The organism is Streptomyces sp. NPDC044044, assembly GCF_056434405.1.
Map to the genome: position 1 here is coordinate 607,893 of NZ_JBWKFG010000001.1, position 16,762 is coordinate 624,654.

The 16,762-nt window shown below is 70.7% G+C and carries 16 protein-coding genes; 5 read left to right on the forward strand and 11 right to left on the reverse strand.

Translation table 11 applies throughout. The features are described 5' to 3' along the window. Positions 1 to 30: 30 nt before the first annotated feature. The 3 genes from AC07AG_RS02870 to AC07AG_RS02880 form a co-directional block, all read right to left on the reverse strand. Positions 31 to 915 (reverse strand): DUF2382 domain-containing protein, encoded by an 885-nt coding sequence (locus AC07AG_RS02870; protein ID WP_478751161.1) that lies wholly within the window; start codon positions 913 to 915, stop codon positions 31 to 33. 225 nt (positions 916 to 1,140) lie between these two features. Then, positions 1,141 to 1,560, reverse strand: a complete 420-nt coding sequence (locus AC07AG_RS02875; RefSeq protein WP_478751163.1) for a hypothetical protein — start codon at positions 1,558 to 1,560, stop codon at positions 1,141 to 1,143. 185 nt (positions 1,561 to 1,745) lie between these two features. Next, positions 1,746 to 2,687, reverse strand: a complete 942-nt coding sequence (locus AC07AG_RS02880) for a YihY/virulence factor BrkB family protein (RefSeq protein ID WP_478751165.1) — start codon at positions 2,685 to 2,687, stop codon at positions 1,746 to 1,748. Positions 2,688 to 2,984: 297 nt separating this feature from the next. On the opposite strand from AC07AG_RS02880, the gene AC07AG_RS02885 reads away from it, so the two are divergent. After that, the gene (locus AC07AG_RS02885) at positions 2,985 to 3,578 is read left to right on the forward strand and encodes a hypothetical protein (protein ID WP_478751167.1); all 594 of its coding nucleotides are present in this window, start codon (positions 2,985 to 2,987) and stop codon (positions 3,576 to 3,578) included. Between the two features lie 59 nt (positions 3,579 to 3,637). Here AC07AG_RS02885 and AC07AG_RS02890 read toward each other — a convergent pair whose 3' ends face one another. Then, positions 3,638 to 4,375, reverse strand: coding sequence for a VOC family protein (locus AC07AG_RS02890; protein ID WP_478751169.1), 738 nt, complete (start codon positions 4,373 to 4,375; stop codon positions 3,638 to 3,640). 244 nt (positions 4,376 to 4,619) lie between these two features. On the opposite strand from AC07AG_RS02890, the gene AC07AG_RS02895 reads away from it, so the two are divergent. The 4 genes from AC07AG_RS02895 to AC07AG_RS02910 all read left to right on the forward strand — a co-directional run bounded on the left by AC07AG_RS02895 (position 4,620) and on the right by AC07AG_RS02910 (position 9,331). Further along, positions 4,620 to 5,426 carry an ABC transporter ATP-binding protein gene (locus AC07AG_RS02895; RefSeq protein ID WP_478752195.1) on the forward strand — a complete coding sequence of 269 codons (807 nt, stop codon included), beginning with the start codon at positions 4,620 to 4,622 and terminating at the stop codon, positions 5,424 to 5,426. Beyond that, entirely contained in the window at positions 5,423 to 6,403 is a 981-nt protein-coding gene (locus AC07AG_RS02900) for an ABC transporter substrate-binding protein (RefSeq protein ID WP_478751171.1), read from the forward strand. Before AC07AG_RS02895 ends, AC07AG_RS02900 begins: the two co-directional genes overlap by 4 nt. Before the next feature lie 6 nt (positions 6,404 to 6,409). Further along, positions 6,410 to 8,476 (forward strand): iron ABC transporter permease, encoded by a 2,067-nt coding sequence (locus AC07AG_RS02905; RefSeq protein WP_478751173.1) that lies wholly within the window; start codon positions 6,410 to 6,412, stop codon positions 8,474 to 8,476. A 105-nt stretch (positions 8,477 to 8,581) separates the two neighbouring features. After that, entirely contained in the window at positions 8,582 to 9,331 is a 750-nt protein-coding gene (locus AC07AG_RS02910) for an SDR family NAD(P)-dependent oxidoreductase (RefSeq protein ID WP_478752197.1), read from the forward strand. Positions 9,332 to 9,463: 132 nt separating this feature from the next. On the opposite strand, the gene AC07AG_RS02915 is transcribed toward AC07AG_RS02910, so the two are convergent. The 7 genes from AC07AG_RS02915 to AC07AG_RS02945 form a co-directional block, all read right to left on the reverse strand. Next, positions 9,464 to 10,774 (reverse strand): MFS transporter, encoded by a 1,311-nt coding sequence (locus tag AC07AG_RS02915; protein WP_478751175.1) that lies wholly within the window; start codon positions 10,772 to 10,774, stop codon positions 9,464 to 9,466. Further along, on the reverse strand, positions 10,771 to 11,328 hold the full coding sequence (locus AC07AG_RS02920; protein ID WP_478751176.1) for a glycine-rich domain-containing protein: 558 nt from the start codon (positions 11,326 to 11,328) through the stop codon (positions 10,771 to 10,773). The genes AC07AG_RS02915 and AC07AG_RS02920 overlap by 4 nt, the downstream gene beginning before the upstream one ends. A gap of 158 nt (positions 11,329 to 11,486) precedes the next feature. Beyond that, entirely contained in the window at positions 11,487 to 12,716 is a 1,230-nt protein-coding gene (locus tag AC07AG_RS02925; protein ID WP_478751178.1) for a hypothetical protein, read from the reverse strand. Positions 12,717 to 12,803: 87 nt separating this feature from the next. Next, complete coding sequence (locus AC07AG_RS02930; RefSeq protein WP_361039581.1) at positions 12,804 to 12,971, reverse strand: hypothetical protein; 168 nt, start codon at positions 12,969 to 12,971, stop codon at positions 12,804 to 12,806. A 312-nt stretch (positions 12,972 to 13,283) separates the two neighbouring features. Further along, positions 13,284 to 14,834 (reverse strand): SulP family inorganic anion transporter, encoded by a 1,551-nt coding sequence (locus AC07AG_RS02935; protein WP_478751180.1) that lies wholly within the window; start codon positions 14,832 to 14,834, stop codon positions 13,284 to 13,286. Positions 14,835 to 14,888: 54 nt separating this feature from the next. Continuing rightward, on the reverse strand, positions 14,889 to 15,530 hold the full coding sequence (locus tag AC07AG_RS02940; protein WP_478751182.1) for a carbonic anhydrase: 642 nt from the start codon (positions 15,528 to 15,530) through the stop codon (positions 14,889 to 14,891). 388 nt (positions 15,531 to 15,918) lie between these two features. Then, complete coding sequence (locus AC07AG_RS02945) at positions 15,919 to 16,572, reverse strand: TetR/AcrR family transcriptional regulator (protein WP_478751183.1); 654 nt, start codon at positions 16,570 to 16,572, stop codon at positions 15,919 to 15,921. Positions 16,573 to 16,762 lie beyond the last annotated feature (190 nt).

The window sequence follows — 16,762 nt, forward strand, 5'->3', positions numbered from 1 at the left end:
CTGCCCTCGATCAGGGCGTGCCGAGAGACGTCAGTGCCGCGGGCCCTGCTTCCGGTCGCGCAAGGCCTCGCCCTGCGCGCCGCGTTCGCCCTTGGCGTCGTCGAACTCGATCTGCTCCTTGCGCACCGTGTCGGAGATCTCCTGGGTCTCGGTGACCTTCTCGGTCTCCAGGCGGACGCGCTCGACCGGCACGGTCTCCTTGCGGGTCACCGCCTTCTCGGCGTGCAGAGTCACTTCGGTCTCCGCCTCGCCGATGTCGGCACGGGTGCGGTCGCCCTCGCGGATGGGCTCGCGTACGACGCGCACCTCCTCGTGGGAGATGGGGACAGAGGTCTTCACGTCTTCGGTGACGACCACCTTGCGCAGTCGGGCACGCCCGACCTCCTGCTCCTCCGTCCCGACATGCAGCCGCTCCTCGGAGCGCACCATTTCGTCCGCCTTGCTGTCGTCGCCCGCGGCGGAGCGCGTCGCGAACTCACGCGCGCCGGCCTTGTGGCCGTCGCCCATGCCCGCGCCCGCTCCGGCCATGCCCGCGGTCCCGGCGCGGTCGCGACCACCTGTCGCCGGGGCGGTACGCGTCTGAGTGCCGCCGGGCCGGGTGAGCCCGTAGTGGGTGTAGAGGTCCTGCTCCTCGCCGGGCTCCAGGTGCTGGTCGGCGTCCACGCGCGGGGCCTCCTTCACGGCCTCCTTCGTGGCCGCCACGTGCAGCTGGTCCTCCTCGCGGCGGGCTCCGGTGAGCGGCACGAAGCTCTGCTTCATGCCGAAGAGACCGGTCTTGACGGTCACCCACTCGGGACGCCCAGTTCGGTCGTCGAGATACACCTGCTCGACGCTGCCGATCTTTTCGCCGGTCCGGTCGTAGGCCGTCAGGCCCGCGAGCCCGTCAGCGCTGGTGAAGGCCTCGCCCTGAGCCATGGGTGATCACTCCCTCGCGGCGCGCGACGGGCAGAATCGAATCTCGCCACGGACGTCGCACGCGTCCCCTCCATCGCGCGCCCCACAGGCGCGCGACGCAACTAGGAGAGTCACGGAGGGTGCACGGACAGCTCGACGGCAGCACTACGGCGGGTTGTTTGCGGCGATCGGGGCGATCGGGTCCACCGGCCCGCCGACTAGCCCATGCGAGTGAGCCGGGGCCGGCTAGGGATGGGCCGCCCGCACCAGGACCTGTTCCGTCTCGGACGGGAAGAAATTGGTGATCCCCTGCATCAGGCGCAGCGCCGTGGCAACGCGCTGAGGGAGGGGGCGGGGCAGCCCCGCCGGGGTGAGGGCGGCCGAGCACGGCTGGGTCCGTGCCCGGTCCAGTTCGTGCTGGGCGCGCTGGACCTCGCCGTTGTGGATGTGCACCAGAGCGCGCCGGACGCTGCCTGATGCCTGTTCCGAGACGCTCAGGAGGGCGGTGATGCCGGATGCGGTGGGGGTGGGTCCTGCGACCGGCCGGGGGACGGCTGTCGCGGGTCCGGCGAGGGCACAGTCGCGTGCCGCCAGCCGGAGGTGGGTGCTTGCCTGGTCCAGGATTTTGACGATCGCACACAACCGTCCCGTGTCGAACGAGGCCATGGGATCACTCCTCTTCGATGCCGCGTGGGCGAACACGTACACGAGTAGTTTGTCCTTCAGGCGTATCACCGGTGTGTGCCTGCCCCGAACCCCTGCGGGGGGAGCGCACACGGCGCGCAGGGAAGGGCACACGCGGGCACACGGACCCGGATTTCCGCCCGGGGGCGCACGACTCGGGCCATGTGTCAGCTCGTGGGCACGGCGACCGGGGCGCGGGCCATCTCCACCGTGAACTGCGCTCCGGCCAGCAGTGCCAGGTTGGACATCCAGAGCCAGACCAGGAAGACCACCACGCCCGCGAGCGAGCCGTACAGCTTGCCGTAGGTGCCGAACCCCGAGGCATACAGGGTGAACAGGCCCGAGGACAGGAGCCACAGCAGCGCGGCCAGCAATCCGCCGGGCAGGCTGTGGCGCCAACCGCGTGCGGAGGGCGGCGCGTTGCGGAAGAGCACGAGGACGAGCAGGACCACCAGGCAGACCAGGGCGGGCCACCTCATGACGCTCCACACGGCTTGCCCCGCGTCGCCGACGCCCGCGCGCCGTCCGACGGCCTTGACGAGTGAGCCGCTCAGGACGAGCACGACCGCACTGGCGGCCAGCAGCGCGAGCAGCGCGAGGGCGGTCATCAGCACCCGGTGCGCCTTGCGCCACACGGGCCGCGTGTCCTTCACGCCGTGCATCGCGTGCAGGGCCCGCCGGAAGACGGCCGCATAGCTGGAGGCGGACCACAGCGCGCTGACACCGCCGCCGACCACGACCGTCACGGCCGCGGAACGCGCACCGGCCATCTCGGTGAGCACGTCGTTCAAGGCGCTGCCCGACTGCGCGGGCGCCCAGTCGGTGACCTCGGCGATCAGCGTCTGGGTCGTGCCGGGGCTCACCAGGCTGATCAGGCTGACCGTGACGAGGAGCGCGGGCAGCAGAGCCAGAATCGCGTAGTACGTCAGCGCCGCCGCCCAGTCCGACACGTCGTCGTTCCACATCGCCACCGGGGTGCGGCGCAGCGCGGCGCCCCGTCGCCCCCACGGGGACGGGGAACCGGCCCGCCCGGCCGGGGCGGGAATCGTGCCGGACCCGTCCGAGACGCGGGCGGACGTCGCACGCGCAGGCGTCGCGGAACTGTCCATGGGCTACTCCTCGTTGTCTGTCGCCGGCGGCTTGTCGCACCGCCATCCCCGCTCCACCCTTGGACGCCGGTCGCCCGTGTCCGTTACGCGGATGCGGGCGGCACACAATCTTCCCCTGCCCCCGCTTGTCGGCCGCAGGCGCCCCAGGTGTGCGTATTACCGTTCGGTGACATCGCGGACAGGCCTGTGACGTGGGCGAGGGCAACGGGTTCGGGGTGTCGCGGGTCGTACGTGGCGTGGGAGCAACAGGCAGGCTGTGCTTCCGAGAACGGGGAGTTGACGATCATGAGTGTTCGCATGAGCCGAGGACTGTGTGCGCTGGGGGCCGCTGTGGCCGTGGCGGGTGTGGTCGCCGGTACGGGTCCGGCGGCTGCCGCCGACTCGCCCCGGTTCCTTGCTCCGGCCGAACTGCCGCCGCACGCGACGTCGGCGTGGAGCGCGGGACCGGTGACCGCGGGGCAGCCCGACCCGCTGCCGATGTGTGTGGGGGAGGCGCTGCCGTCGATCTCCGTGCACCGCGCCTACCGCACGGACTACGACACCGGCGCCCTCCAGGTGACGGTGGTCGAGCGCAGCGAGCAGCGCGCCAAGGACTTCGCGGCCCTGCTGCGCAAGGACCTCGCAGGCTGCGCGGCGAAGGTGATGGAGCAGGATCCCGAGATCACCGCGACGCAGAAGTACTACGGAAAGCTGAACGTCGAGGAGGGTGCCCACGTCTACGGCGTCCACACCGAGGCCACGTGGGGAGCCTCCGACATCAACCTGTTCTCGGTCGGCCGGGACGGGAACACGGTGACAGTGGTCCAGTGGGGCCAGATGGGCAACTTCGCCCACGCGCAGGTGGCCGACTTCAAGACCACGACCATCAAGGCCGTCGCGAAGCTGTACTGACGGCGCGTGTGTGTGGCCGGCACCGACATGTCACCGGTGCCGGCCGCATCGGGCGGACCTCAGCGCGGGGTGAGGACGCAGAACTCGTTTCCTTCAGGGTCGGCAAGGACCGCCCACGGCACATCGCCCTGACCGAGGTCGACGTCGATGGCGCCCAGAGCTCGTAGCCGCGCTACCTCCGCCTCGTGATCGTCACCGGAGTACGGGCGGAGGTCGAAGTGGATGCGGTTCTTCACGGTCTTCGCGTCGGAAGAGCGGAGGAACTCCAGATACGGGCCGACGCCCTGGGCGGAGCGCAGCGCCGCACGGTCGTCGGTCACCTCGTGCACGGTCCAGTCCATCGCCTCGCCCCAGAACCGGGCCATGACGCGCGGATCCACACAGTCGACCACCACCGCGGCCATCGGCCCGGTGTCGCGATAGATCTCCCGAGGCTCAAGGACGCAGAACTCGTTGCCTTCCGGGTCCGCCAGGACCGTCCAGGGGACATCGCCCTGGCCCACGTCCACGGGCTTCGCACCCAGCCCCTTGAGGCGTGCGACCAGCTCCGCCTGATGGGCTGCGGAGGTGCTGGCCAGGTCGATGTGCACACGGTTCTTGACGGTCTTCGGTTCCGGGACGCGCAGGACGTCCAGGAAGAGGGCCGTGGGGTCGGGATAGTCGAGACCCTCGGGTTCGATGTTGGTCACGCCGGGGCCTTCGCTGGAAACGCCCCAGCCGAGCACCTCGGCCCAGAACCCGCCGAGGGCGGAGTCGTCCCGAGCGTTCATTGCGATTTGAACAAGCCGTGTCGCCATGCCGCCGATCTTATGCGCGCGTGGGCCGCGCGCTTCAACTGGACTGACAAGCCGCCTGGTTGAACGGCATAAGGGGGATGAGCCGCAGCCTTCGCCAGGGGTGTGCCGCCTCGTGGCCTTCGCCCGGGTTCGGACCCCCTACTTCCAGCCAGACTAAGGTTAGGCTAACCTGCACGCCGTGAGATCAGGTGAACGCGCAGGTAGCGCCACACGTCCGCGCGGTCACGAATTGTCCGCCGAGCACATGACGGTGTCGTACGACGGTGTTGATGTCGTGCACGACGCTGCCATCCAGCTCAGGCCCGGCGAAGTGACCGCTCTCGTCGGCCCCAACGGGAGCGGCAAGTCGACGCTTCTGCGTACCGTCGCCCGCTTGCAGGGCGCACGGCTCGGCACGCTGACCCTCGATTCCGGCACGGCCGATGCCGCCGACGGCTTCGACCTCACCGCCCGCCAGTTCGCCCGTCGCGTCGCGCTCCTGACCCAAGGACGCCCCACGCCCGGCGGCCTGACCGTCCGTGACGTCGTGGAGTTCGGCCGCTACCCCTACCGGGGCCGCTGGGGCCAGGCGGATGTCGGGGGCGCCGCCGTGGTGGAGCGCGTGCTCACCCTGACCGGCGTGGACAACCTGGCCGACCGCGCCGTCGACCAGCTGTCCGGCGGGCAGTTGCAGCGGGTGTGGCTCGCCAGCTGCCTCGCCCAGGAGACCGGCGTGCTCCTCCTCGACGAGCCGACCACCTACCTCGACCTGCGCTACCAGATCGAACTCCTCGACCTGATGCGTGACCTCGCGGACGACGGCGGCATCGCGGTCGGCGTCGTCCTGCACGACCTCGACCAGGCGGCCGCCGTCGCCGACCGGATCGCCCTCCTCGACGCCGGGCGCATCGTCGCCGACGGCGCCCCCGAGGACGTACTGCGGCCGGAGCGCCTGTCCGAGACGTACGGCATCCGCATCGAGGTCGACACCGACCCCCTCACCGGCCGGCTGCGCACCCGCGCGATAGGCCGCCACCACAGCAGAAGCGAAAGGCTCCACACCTCCTCATGAGACGCCCCCTCCTTGCCGCGGCGGCCGCCACCGCCGTTGCCCTCATCCTGTCCGGTTGTGGCACGTCCGAGCCCGAGAAGGCCAGTTCGGACAAGAAGTCCGAACCGATCACCCTCACTGACGCCAATGGCGCCTCGGTGAAGCTCGACGGCCCGGCCAAGAAGGTCGTCGGAACCGAGTGGAACGTCGTCGAATCCATGGTCACGCTCGGCGTGGACCCCGTCGGTGTCGCCGACGTCAAGGGATACAAGGCGTGGGACTCCGCAGTTCCGCTGAAGAACGACCCCAAGGACATCGGCACCCGCGGCGAGCCGAGCATGGACACCCTCGCCGGTCTCACCCCTGACCTCATCGTCACCACGACCGACATGTCGGCCTCCGCGGTGAAGCAGATGAAGAAGGTGGCCCCCGTCCTCCAGGTCAAGGCCGCCGACGGCGCCGACCAGGTGGGCCAGATGTTCGACACCCTGGACGTCATCGCCAAGGCCACCGGCACGACCAGCGAGGCCAAGAAGGCCAAGGAGTCGTACGAGGCGAAGGTCGCCGAAGGCAAGAAGGCGCTGAAGGAGGCCGAGCTCGACGGCTCGAAGGTCGCCTTCGCGGACGGCTACGCGGCCTCCAACCAGGTCTCCATCCGCGGATACACCAGCAACTCCCTGCTCGGCGCCGTCAACGAGGAGCTCGGCCTCAAGAACGCCTGGAAGATCAAGGGCGACAAGGACTACGGCCTGGCCACCACCGACGTCGAGGGCCTCACGGCGCTCGGTGACGACGTGAAGTTCGTCTACCTCGGCAACAAGAGCGACGACAGCTCCGACGTGTTCACCGACGAGCTCGCCGACAACTCCGTCTGGAAGTCCCTGCCGTTCGTCAAGGACGACGAGGTCCACCGCCTGCCCGACGGTATTTGGATGTTCGGCGGCCCCGAGGCGATGGAGGCGTACATCGACGCCCTCGTCGACAGCCTGAAGAAGTAGGAGACCGTGGCCGTCACCGCAACGCCCTCAACCACGCCCGAGCGCGCGGTCGCGTCCCCCACGGGCGCGGTCGCGGTGACGGCCGGTCTCGTTCTTCTGGTCGCCGTCCTCGCCGTCGTCGACATCACGCAAGGCACCGCATCCGTCGGTCCCGGCCAGGTGTGGAGAGCCCTCACGGGCCAGGCCGAGCAGGGCGACTCCTCCGTCGTCATCGCCTCACGCCTGCCGCGCATGATCGCCGGGATACTCGTCGGCGTCGCGCTCGGCGCGGCCGGTGCCGCCCTCCAGGCCATCAGCCGCAATGTGCTCGCCGCGCCGGACACCCTCGCCGTCAACGCCGGTTCGTACCTCGCGCTGACCCTCCTGGTCGCCAGCGGTGCGACGGCTCCGCTGCTCGCCTCGTCGGGAGTGGCGTTCGTCGGCGGCCTCGCCGCTGCCGCCGTCGTCCTCGCACTCGCGGGACGGAGCGCCGGAACGGTGCGCCTCGTCCTCGCGGGCAGTGCGCTCGCCCTCGGGCTCAACGCCATCACCGAGGCGCTGCTCCTGCTGTTCCCCGAACGGACCGAGGGCCTCTACCAGTGGGGCCAGGGGAGCATCAGCCAGAACGGATTCGACGGCGTGGCCCAGATGGCCCCCGTCATCGCGGCCGCACTCGTGGGCCTCCTGCTGATCGCCCGCCGCATCGACGCCCTGGCCCTGGGCGACGACGCCGCGCGCGGCCTCGGCATCCCGGTCCGCGGCACCCGCGTCACGGCCGTCGTCCTCGCGTCGCTGCTGGCCGCGGGAACGGTGACGCTGGCCGGGCCGATCGCCTTCGTGGGTCTGTGCGCCCCTGCCCTGGTGCGACCGCTCGCCGGACGCGTCCGTGCCCTCCTGCGCCACCGGACCCGCATCCCCGTCGCGGGGCTCGTCGGCGCCGCACTCGTGCTGGGCTCCGACGTGATGCTGCGCGCCGTGACGTCGTCCCAGACCGCGGTCACCGTGCCCACAGGCGTCATCACCAGTGTCGTCGGCGCCGTGTTCCTCGTCATCATGGCGATGCGCACCCGCGACGGTGCCGGCGCGGCGGCGCCGGACCGGCTGCGCATCCCGAGCCGGACCGCGTACGTCATCACTGTGGTGCTCCTCGTGGCCGTGCTGGTCGGCGTCACGATCACCGCGGTGCTCGTCGGCGACAGCACGTTCCTGCTCGGCGACGTGGCCAACTGGGTCCGGGGCCAATCAGGCCAGGCCATCACCTTCGTCCTCGACACCCGCGTGCCACGGGTGCTCGCCGCGCTCCTCGCGGGTGCCGCGCTCGCGCTGTCCGGCACCCTCGTGCAGTCCGTGACCCGCAATCCGCTCGCGGAACCCGGTGTCCTCGGCGTCTCCGGGGGAGCGGCGCTCGGCGCCATCCTCCTGGTCACCACGGCACCGGGCTCCGGCTCGTGGAGCATCGCGGGCGCGGCGTTCGCGGGCGCCGCGGTCAGCGCCGTGGTCGTCTTCGGACTCGCGGCGAAGGGCGGCTTCCAGAACAGCAGGCTCGTCCTCGTCGGCTTCGGTGTGTCCACCGGGACGATGGCGCTCATCAGCCTCCTGATCGTGCTCACCGACCGGTTCAGCGCGACCAAGGCGCTGATCTGGCTCTCGGGCTCCACCTACGGCCGCTCCGGCACCGACCTCCTGCCGGTCGCGGGCGTGCTCGTGGTGGCGACCGCCGTCGCCGTCGCACGCCGCAAGGAACTGGACCTCGTGTCGCTCGACGAGGACACCCCCCGGCTCCTGGGCCTCGACCTGGCTCGCGGACGCCTCGGCTTCCTCATCGTGAGCGTGCTGCTCAGCGCCACCGCGGTGGCCGCGGCGGGCACGATCGGCTTCGTGGGACTCGTGGCACCGCACGCGGCACGCGCCCTGGTGGGACGACGGCACGTACGCGTCGTCCCGGTCGCGATGCTGCTCGGCGCGGCCCTCGTCTGCCTCGCGGACCTGCTGGGCCGGACGGTCATCGCCCCGGCCCAGCTGGGCGCGGGACTCATGACGGCGGTCGTCGGGACGCCCTACTTCGTGTACTTGCTGGTGCGCAGCCGCCGCTAGCGGGCGGCGGCCGCGTGCCGTGTCGAATTCCGGTGAGCGGCTCCGACGTATCTCATGGAAGCCGGAATGTTCCGGAGACGTCGGTGTCGCAAGGGCGTGGTGAAGATGCTGCTGGAGAACAAGGTCGCTGTGGTGTACGGGGCCGGCGGGACGATCGGAGGAGCAGCGGCCCGAGCCTTCGCCGAGGAAGGGGCCCGGGTGTTCGTCGCCGGACGCACGCAGGACACCCTGGACGCGCTTGCCGCGGAGATCCGGTCGGCAGGCGGCCAGGCGCAGTCCGTCGTCGTCGATGCCTTGGACGAACGGGCCGTGGACGAGTGCGTGGAGGGCGTCGTCGCCCAAGCCGGGCAGATCGACATCTCGTTCAATGCCATCGGAGCGGCCGATGTACAAAAGCCGCTCGCCGAGATCTCGGTGGACGACTTCCTGCAGCCCGTCACCACCGTGCTGCGCTCGCAGTTCCTGACCACCAGGGCCGCCGCCCGGCACATGGTTCCCCGAGGCGCGGGCGTCATCCTGGCCTTCGGCGGAGGTGGGACGCAGACCCTGCCCGGCCTGGGCGGCTTCAAGGTCGCCCTGGACGCCCTGGAAGGGCTGCGCCGCCAGTGGGCGTGTGAACTCGGGCCGCACGGCATCCGCGTGGTCACCCTGAAGTCGGGAGGCGTGCCCCAGTCCATCTCGGAGGGCTTCCCCGGACGCGACGAGATCACCGCAGGACTTGAACGGATGACGCTGCTGGGGCGGACCGCCGAGCTGAGCGACGTGGGCCACGTGGCCGCGTTCGTGGCCTCTGACCGGGCCCGCACGCTGACGTCGACGGACGTGAACATCTCCTGCGGGGCCATCGTCGACTAGCGGCGCCGTCCACCTGTGTGGCACGCAGCGGCCCCGCCGCGACGGGGGGACGCGGCGGGGCTCACTGGGCGGGTGCCCCGGAAAACGCGGGTCACGCATTCGACTTCCGATGAGATTCGCCGGAGCACCACGTCAGCGTGAAGCGCCGCGGAGGGCCACCGCGGGGATCACCGCGAGGGCCAGGGTTCCCGCGGTGACCGCCAGCAGCGGATAGCCGCCGCCCGCCACCACAAGGCCCGAGGCCATGCCACCCGTCGCGCCCGCCAAGGACATGCCCACGTCGGCCAGGCCCTGCACCGAGGCACGGCGGTCGGCCGGGGCGGCATCAGTGATCAGGGCGGTGCCGCTGACCAGCGCGAGGTTCCAGCCCAGGCCGAGCAGGACCAGCGCACAGGACAGGAGCGGCATGCTGTCCGGCGGTGCGAGGCCGGCGAGCACGCCCGCGCCCAGCAGGACGGCTCCGGAAGCTGCCGCCACGGGCAGTCTGCCGATCCGGTCGGCGAGCAGGCCGCTCAGCGGTGAGGGCAGGAACATCGCGCCCACGTGCAGCGCGATGACAAACCCCGCGGCCTGCGTGCTGTGGCCATGCCCGGTCATGTGCAGGGGAGTCATCGTCATCACGGCGATCATGACCAGCTGGGCGGTGATCATCACGGTGGCGCCGGTGACGACCCCGGGGGAGGAGCGTTCCGACGCCCGGGATGCCGGTGAGGTGGCCACGGCCTCCGGCGCAGGGACAGGCACAGGCGCTCGCGCCGACGCCTGTACGTTGGTGCTCCCGGGGCTCGCGGTGCTCCGCGGCTGCTGGAGGCGGGCCAGGAACAACGGGTCAGGACGCAGCCACACCCACAGCACAAGACCCGCGGCCGTGTAGGCGAGCGCCGCGAGCAGGAAGGGCCCGGCAAGCCGCGGGATGCCCCAGGCGTGTGCGAGTGCACCGGTGGGGCCGACGAGGTTGGGTCCCGCGACAGCGCCCAGCGTCGTGGCAAGGAGCACCGTGCCGGTGGCGCGGCCCCGCCGCTCGGGCGGCGCGAGGTCGGCTCCCGCGTACCGGGCGAGCAGCCCGGTGGCCGTACCCACTCCGTACACGAAGAGCGATGCAAGGAGCAGCCCCGCCCACTGGCCCGCGGCAGCCGCCACGACTCCGGCGCTGCCGAGCGCGGCGATGCCGTGCCCCAGCGCCAGGCCGGGGCGCCGCCCGTGGCGTTGCGAGACCCGCCCGATGAACGCGGCCCCCAGGGCCGCGCCCGCGGTGAACAGGGCGGTCGGCAGCCCGGCAAGACCCGTGGAACCGAGCAGATCCTCGGCGAGCAGTGCGCCGACCGTGATGCCGGCCGCCATGCCCGCGCCGCCGAGTGCCTGGGAGAGGACGAGCACGGACAACACGCGCCGCAGCACGTGCGGCGACGCCTCTTCTCCGGTTCGCGTGACGGTGGTGGTCATGCCGTTCCCCGCACCGGCGCTTTCCCGTCGACGGCGATGTCGGCGATCTGCGCCAGGGACAGGTCCAGCACGTCGTGCAGGAACCGCACGACCGTCCAGTGCGGCAGGGCGTCCTCGTCGAACGGCCCGAACGCGGCGGTGTAGAGGGGAATCCACCGCAGGGCCTCCTCGGCGGCCGTCTCACGCCCCGGGGCCGCTTGGTAGGCGTCGTACGAGATGCTGCGGTGATGGATGAAGTGGCCGCCGGGCAGCCGTTGTTCGCACAGGTCGTGGTACTCGCGGGTCTGCAGGATGAGGTAGTGCCAGATCTCGTCGATGTCCTGCTCGACGGGGAGGAAGAGGCCGCCGAGCCGGTCGGGATGGCGCGAGACCAGGTAGAGATAGCGCAGACACTCGCGGACCTGGTGGGTGACGACGGAGGCGTCCGGAGCGCCGGGCTTCGCCGCGAAATGGGCCACCACCTCGTCGTGCAGAGCGCTGCCGAGCAGCTCGTGGGCGGTGGGGGCTGTCTCCGGGCTGGCTTCGGAAGAGGCGGGGGCGGCAGTTGTGTACATGGCGTCGTCCTGTCGGCGGAGGCACGGCGGCGCGGAGGCGGGGCGACCGGCCGCGCCTGGGCGGGGCAACCGGCCGCGAACGCCGGAGAGTCGGCGCCGGGCGTCGGTGCTGCGGGCGGGAGTCGGGCGGTGGTCAGAAGGGAGGAGGCAGGGGAGAGTCAGGAGGGATCGGGCGTGGACAGCCAGGCGTACTTGCCCGAGCGTCCGATCGGTACGTGCGTGCGGTGCTCGACACGGCAGGAGCGGCCCGTCAGGACACCGACGGATGCCGCGAGTTCGCTCTCCTCGGCGGGCGTCAGCGGCACGTCGTCGAAGGTCGTGCACCACAGCAGGCACTGGTCCTCGCCGGTCAGCCGCAGTTGGTGCAGGAAGACGCGGGGGCAGACGGCGGCGATGCGGGCATCCAGGTCGGCCTGGGCGACGGGGCCGCCGCCGGGTGTGGCCAGCAGTTCCTTCTCGCGGCCGCAGAAGGAGACGATCTCCTTGGGGTCCGTGCTGCCGTCGCGGGTGCGGACGCAGTCGCCGGACCGGTAGCGCACGAGGGGCATGTAGGGATTGCGGATGCTGGTGACGATGAGGCTGTGGATGCCGCTGCCCGGCTCCACCGGGATCAACTCCACGCTCATGTCGTGCAGATAGGGCTGATAGCGGCCTTCGGCATCGCTGTAGAAGAGGTAGCCGAGTTCCGTGCTGCCGAAGAGGTCGACCACGGGGCAGTCGAAGTGGGCGCGCAGGTAGGCGCGGACGTTCAACGGCGTGTATTCGTAGGCGTGCACGATGCCTGCCGGTCGCGGAAAGCCGTCCCACAGGCCCCATTCGTTGACTCTGCGGACCAGATGCGCCAGGTGATACCCGGAGCAGTCAAGGAGATACGAGCCGTCGGGGTGTGCGGCGGCGACCTCACGGATCTCGGCGAGCATTCGCTCGACCTCCGGACGCTCCCAACCGGCCGGGTCCAGCTGCCGGTTGAGGTACAGGGTGCGGTCGTCGAGCCATCGTTCGCCCGGAGTCGCTCCCGGCTTGGCGGCGTTGACGCGCGCGACGTGTTCGGTGGCGAGGACGGTGGTCAGGGAGATGCGCCGGGCGCCGGCGTGCCAGGTGGTGCCGAGGTCGGGGTGTTCGCTCCACAGGCGGTAGTAGGAGCGGAGCAGGAAGTACGGCGGCCGGATGATCTGCATGCGGGCGTGGTTGGTCCCGGTCGAGAGCACGAACTCGGCCTCGCCCGTCTCCAGGGCACGGGCCAGTTCGGGTGTCATCCAGTTGTCGGGGAAGCCCCGGGCGATGTCCGGCTTCTCCAGGACCGGGAACTCGCCGCGCTCGGCCGAGGCGCGGTATAGGGGGATGTCGCGTACGCGGTCCAGGACGTCGGCGCTCGGCAGGCGGTTCAAGGCGGCTCCGGTGCAGGCGGGGGGTGGGGGAGCGGGGCGGGGCCGCCGCCGCGAAGGGTGCGGCGGCGGCCCCGCGGCATCAGCGGCTCAGGAGATACAGCCGCTCTTGCCGGTGGCGCTGATGCAGCCGCTCTTGGGCGCCGAGCTGATGCAGCCGTCCTTCGAGCCCTGCCCGGAGCCCGGCTGGGCCGAGTTGGTGGCGACCCACTTCTGCCACACGGACTCTTCGGTCATGCGCTTGATGAGCTGCTCCATGGTGAACCTCCATAGGCGATTGATATGTAGCGATAACTGACGGATTGATTTTTTTTGATGGGTTTATCGGCTTTCGTCCCATCCCCTTGAAGGTAAAGAGATGGTCAAGGGAAAGTCAATGGGGGTGGGCTGGATGGCTGAACCGCATGCCGAAGCGCGGTTGTTGCCCAGATCCAGGTGCGCCCGCGGGCATGTCAAGGCGGGCACGGCAAGGGAGGCCGCAGTGGGCATGCCGAGGGGGCCCGCCGCGGGCCGCGCACCGTCTGCCGCCGGGGCGGGCGGCAGACGGCGATCAGGGGTGGATGCCCGGCTTCAGTGCCGTGCGGGTGCCTGCGCGGTGGAACTCTCGGTCCCGGAAGCGGCCACCGGAGACGTCTTCATCCGCACGGCTTCCGTGTCGCTGTCGTTGTGCCGCAAGGCCCAGTTCTCCAGCGTCGTACGGCAGGCGTGGTCCAGATGGCGCACCGCGGTCAGGTCCAGCTCGATGGGCCGGTCCTTGGGCAGGGCCTCCAGGGTCTCCAGGATGCGTGGCAGCCGAAGGAAGGTGGCGTTGCCGGTGAGGGTGACCACCATCCGGCCACCGGTCAACTCCCGTACGTCCAGGTGCACATGGGAGGTGTCCCAGGCGGACTTGACCACCGCGAGCACCAGGCCGAGCACGACGCCCTCGAACATGTTGGTCACGACGATGGCGATCGCGGTGGTGGCAAGGACCAGGGCCTCGCCCCGGTGGGCGCGGGCGAGCGGGACGATCTCCTTGACGGGGATCAGCTTGCAGCCCGCGTGGACCAGGACACCGGCGAGCGCCGCCAGCGGGATGATGCCGAGCGCGGCCGGAAGCAGCACGGCGAACAGCAGCAGCCACGCGCCGTGCAGGACACGGGAGAGCGGCGTACGCGCGCCGGCCTCGACGTTGGCCGAGCTGCGCACGATGACGGCTGTCATCGGCAGCGCCCCCAGCACACCGCACGCCGCGTTGCCGATGCCCTGGGCGACCAGCTCCTTGTCGTACTGCGTGCGCGGACCGTCGTGCATGCGGTCCACCGCGGCCGCGCTGAACAGTGATTCGGCCGAGGCGATGAGAGTGAAGGCCAGGACCGTGCCGAGTACGGCCACGCCGCCCAGGGCGGCGAGGTCGCCGAACCCCGGCGGCTGGATGGCATCGACCAGTCCGCGCACCGTCACATTGGCCACGTCCAGGCTCAGCCCGGCGGAGACCGCGGTGGCCAGAGCGACGGCGGCCAGCGGGGCGGGCACCACGCGCACGGCCGCGGGCAGCTTCGGCCACAGCACGAGCACGGCGATGGTGCCAAGGCCCAGGGCCGCGGCGGTCAGTGAGGCGGTGTCGGCCAGCACGTCGGCGAGAAGGCCGGGAAGCCCGGCGATCTTGTCGAGCCCGGAGCGTGGCTGCTCGGCCCCGGCCATGGTGTACAGCTGGCCGAGGATCAGCACGAGTCCGATGCCCGCGAGCATGCCCTGTACGACGGACACGGAGATGGCGCGGAACCAGCGGCCGCAGCGCAGCAGGCCCAGGATGATCTGCAGGGCGCCGGTGAGCAGCACGATGGCGCCGAGCATGCCGAGCCCGAACTCCTGTACCGCCTCGAAGACGAGCACGGTGAGTCCGGCGGCCGGCCCGCTCACCTGCAGGGCGCTGCCCGGCAGGAAGCCGACGACAAGACCGCCGACGATGCCGGTGACCAGGCCCAGTTCGGCGGGCACACCCGAGGCGACGGCCACGCCGACGCACAGCGGCAGGGCGACCAGGAAGACGACGAGCGAGGCGAGGAAGTCCTGGCGCAGGACGCCCGGTTCACGCAGCGGGCGGAAGGGGGAGCGGAGGGAGGAGAGGAAGGAGGACATGAGGGTGGGGGGTCCTGTCGTGGAAGCGGGCCGGTCGGTGGGGCGCGGCGGCCCTCACAGCGGACCGAACGCCGGCCGGTCGTCGGACGACGGGCGATGGGCGGTGACGGTGCCGGTGTGCACCTCGTAGTACCAGGCGTGCAGGGTGAGCGAGCCGTCCTCGATCCGCTCTCTCACACATGGGTACGCGCGCAACCTCTCCACCTGCGCGAGCACGTGTGTCTGCACGGCTTCCGCGACGTCCGCTGAGGCCGGGGCGAGGGAGCGCACCGTGGCGTCAGGGGCGACGGAGTGGTCCAGCCAGTCGCGCACGGCCGGTACGGCCGACAGGTCTTCGCCCCGCACCAGGGCGCCCACCGCGCCGCAGTGCGAGTGTCCGCAGACGACGATGTCGCGGACTCCGAGCACGCACACCGCGTACTCGATGGTGGCCGCCTCGCTCATGGGGCGGCCTTCCCGGCCGGCGTCGTTGCCGGTGGGGTACGGCGGTACGACGTTGCCCGCCGTACGGAGTTCGAAGAGTTCGCCGGGGCGTGCTCCGGTGATCAGGGCCGGTACGACGCGTGAGTCGGAGCACGTGACGAAGAGGGCTTCGGGCGACTGCCCGGTTCCGAGGGCCTGGAAGGCCGCGGCGTTCTGCGGGGCCGCGACGTGTGTCGCGGCGAAGGAACGGGCGTTGTCGATCAGGGACTTCATGATGGCCTGCCTCCTGCGTCACTGCGGCGGAGCCGGGACGCGGTGTGGTCGGGTCGATGGTGACAGTGAGGCGGCGCGGGCCGCTGAGTGACAGCGGGTTCCACGTCGCCCCGAGAGACAGCCTGTACTGCGGCTGTGACTCTCACTTTGCCATCGCATTAACCTCTGATGACAGAGCAAAAATCTGCCAAAGATTGAGTAATAAACGCCCCTGAACTGGGAGTTGGTCGAACTCTCAACCGTTGGGCAAGGTTCATGTGGAGATCATGTGGAGTCCGCGCGGCCGTTCTGTTCGCACACGCTTGCAGTCGCGACGACTTGCCTGTGCCGTCCGTGCTCTGTCCGCAGCGGCTGATCTGGCTGACGGCGCACTGGTCTTGCGTACCGCTCAGACCTGATTGGTCCGGTATGCCCGCAGGAAAGTCCGCACGCCCTCGACGACAAGTGGCTGAACACGGGTGTCCTCCGCCGCGTTCGCGGAACCGAGCCTGTCCAGTGCGACGCCGAAGGCCAGCGCGATGAACTGGTCGGCCGCGAGTCGGGGGTCGGGGACGTCGAGCAGCCCGGCGGCACCCAAGGCGGCGAACCGCTCGGCGATCGCCTCGTCGGGGGTGTCGGCCATGGAGTTGTAGCCCCGGTGCGGCAGGTGGCCGGACTCCGCTCGGACCAGTCGCTGCAGCGTCGCGTACTCCGCCGAGCCGAGCATGTCGGTCGCGATGCGCATCGAGAACGCGACCAGGGCGTCCTCGAGTTCGGCGGCCTCGGTGAGGTCGCTGAGGGTGTCGTCGAGGGTGCGCCGGATCGTGGTGATCAGTGACTGGCCGACGCCGTCGACGACGGCTTGCAGCAGCGTCTGCTTGTCGCCGAAGTAGTCGTAGACCGTCCGCTTGGAGACCTCCGCCCGGGCGGCGACCGCGTCGACGCTGGACCGGTCGAAGCCGTCGGCGAGGAACAGTTCCCGGGCCGCCGAGAGGATGGCGGCCCGCTTGCGCGTGGACCCCTCGCGCAGTGTCTTCGTCGTCGGTGTCTTCGTGGTCGGCATGGCCACATCTTAACCGTCCTACACTGCACGGTGTAGTGTAATCTCCGGTTCATGGCGTGCCGTCCCCGTGCACCCGCTCCGCCCGACGGAGCCGTGCAGGCGTCATCTCGGTTACCGCTTCCCCGAGTTCATCTCGCCGGGTGAGTACGGACCTGTCCTCGGACAACTCGCCCGGCAACGACGGAAAGGA

Coding starts and splice junctions, on each gene's coding strand:
- AC07AG_RS02940 (WP_478751182.1), bottom strand. CDS start 15,530: ATGAAGTCCCTGATCGACAACGCCCGTTCCTTCGCCGCGACACACGTC.
- AC07AG_RS02880 (WP_478751165.1), bottom strand. CDS start 2,687: ATGGACAGTTCCGCGACGCCTGCGCGTGCGACGTCCGCCCGCGTCTCG.
- AC07AG_RS02910 (WP_478752197.1), top strand. CDS start 8,582: ATGCTGCTGGAGAACAAGGTCGCTGTGGTGTACGGGGCCGGCGGGACG.
- AC07AG_RS02885 (WP_478751167.1), top strand. CDS start 2,985: ATGAGCCGAGGACTGTGTGCGCTGGGGGCCGCTGTGGCCGTGGCGGGT.
- AC07AG_RS02890 (WP_478751169.1), bottom strand. CDS start 4,375: ATGGCGACACGGCTTGTTCAAATCGCAATGAACGCTCGGGACGACTCC.
- AC07AG_RS02935 (WP_478751180.1), bottom strand. CDS start 14,834: ATGTCCTCCTTCCTCTCCTCCCTCCGCTCCCCCTTCCGCCCGCTGCGT.
- AC07AG_RS02895 (WP_478752195.1), top strand. CDS start 4,620: ATGACGGTGTCGTACGACGGTGTTGATGTCGTGCACGACGCTGCCATC.
- AC07AG_RS02870 (WP_478751161.1), bottom strand. CDS start 915: ATGGCTCAGGGCGAGGCCTTCACCAGCGCTGACGGGCTCGCGGGCCTG.
- AC07AG_RS02875 (WP_478751163.1), bottom strand. CDS start 1,560: ATGGCCTCGTTCGACACGGGACGGTTGTGTGCGATCGTCAAAATCCTG.
- AC07AG_RS02945 (WP_478751183.1), bottom strand. CDS start 16,572: ATGCCGACCACGAAGACACCGACGACGAAGACACTGCGCGAGGGGTCC.
- AC07AG_RS02900 (WP_478751171.1), top strand. CDS start 5,423: ATGAGACGCCCCCTCCTTGCCGCGGCGGCCGCCACCGCCGTTGCCCTC.
- AC07AG_RS02930 (WP_361039581.1), bottom strand. CDS start 12,971: ATGGAGCAGCTCATCAAGCGCATGACCGAAGAGTCCGTGTGGCAGAAG.
- AC07AG_RS02915 (WP_478751175.1), bottom strand. CDS start 10,774: ATGACCACCACCGTCACGCGAACCGGAGAAGAGGCGTCGCCGCACGTG.
- AC07AG_RS02920 (WP_478751176.1), bottom strand. CDS start 11,328: ATGTACACAACTGCCGCCCCCGCCTCTTCCGAAGCCAGCCCGGAGACA.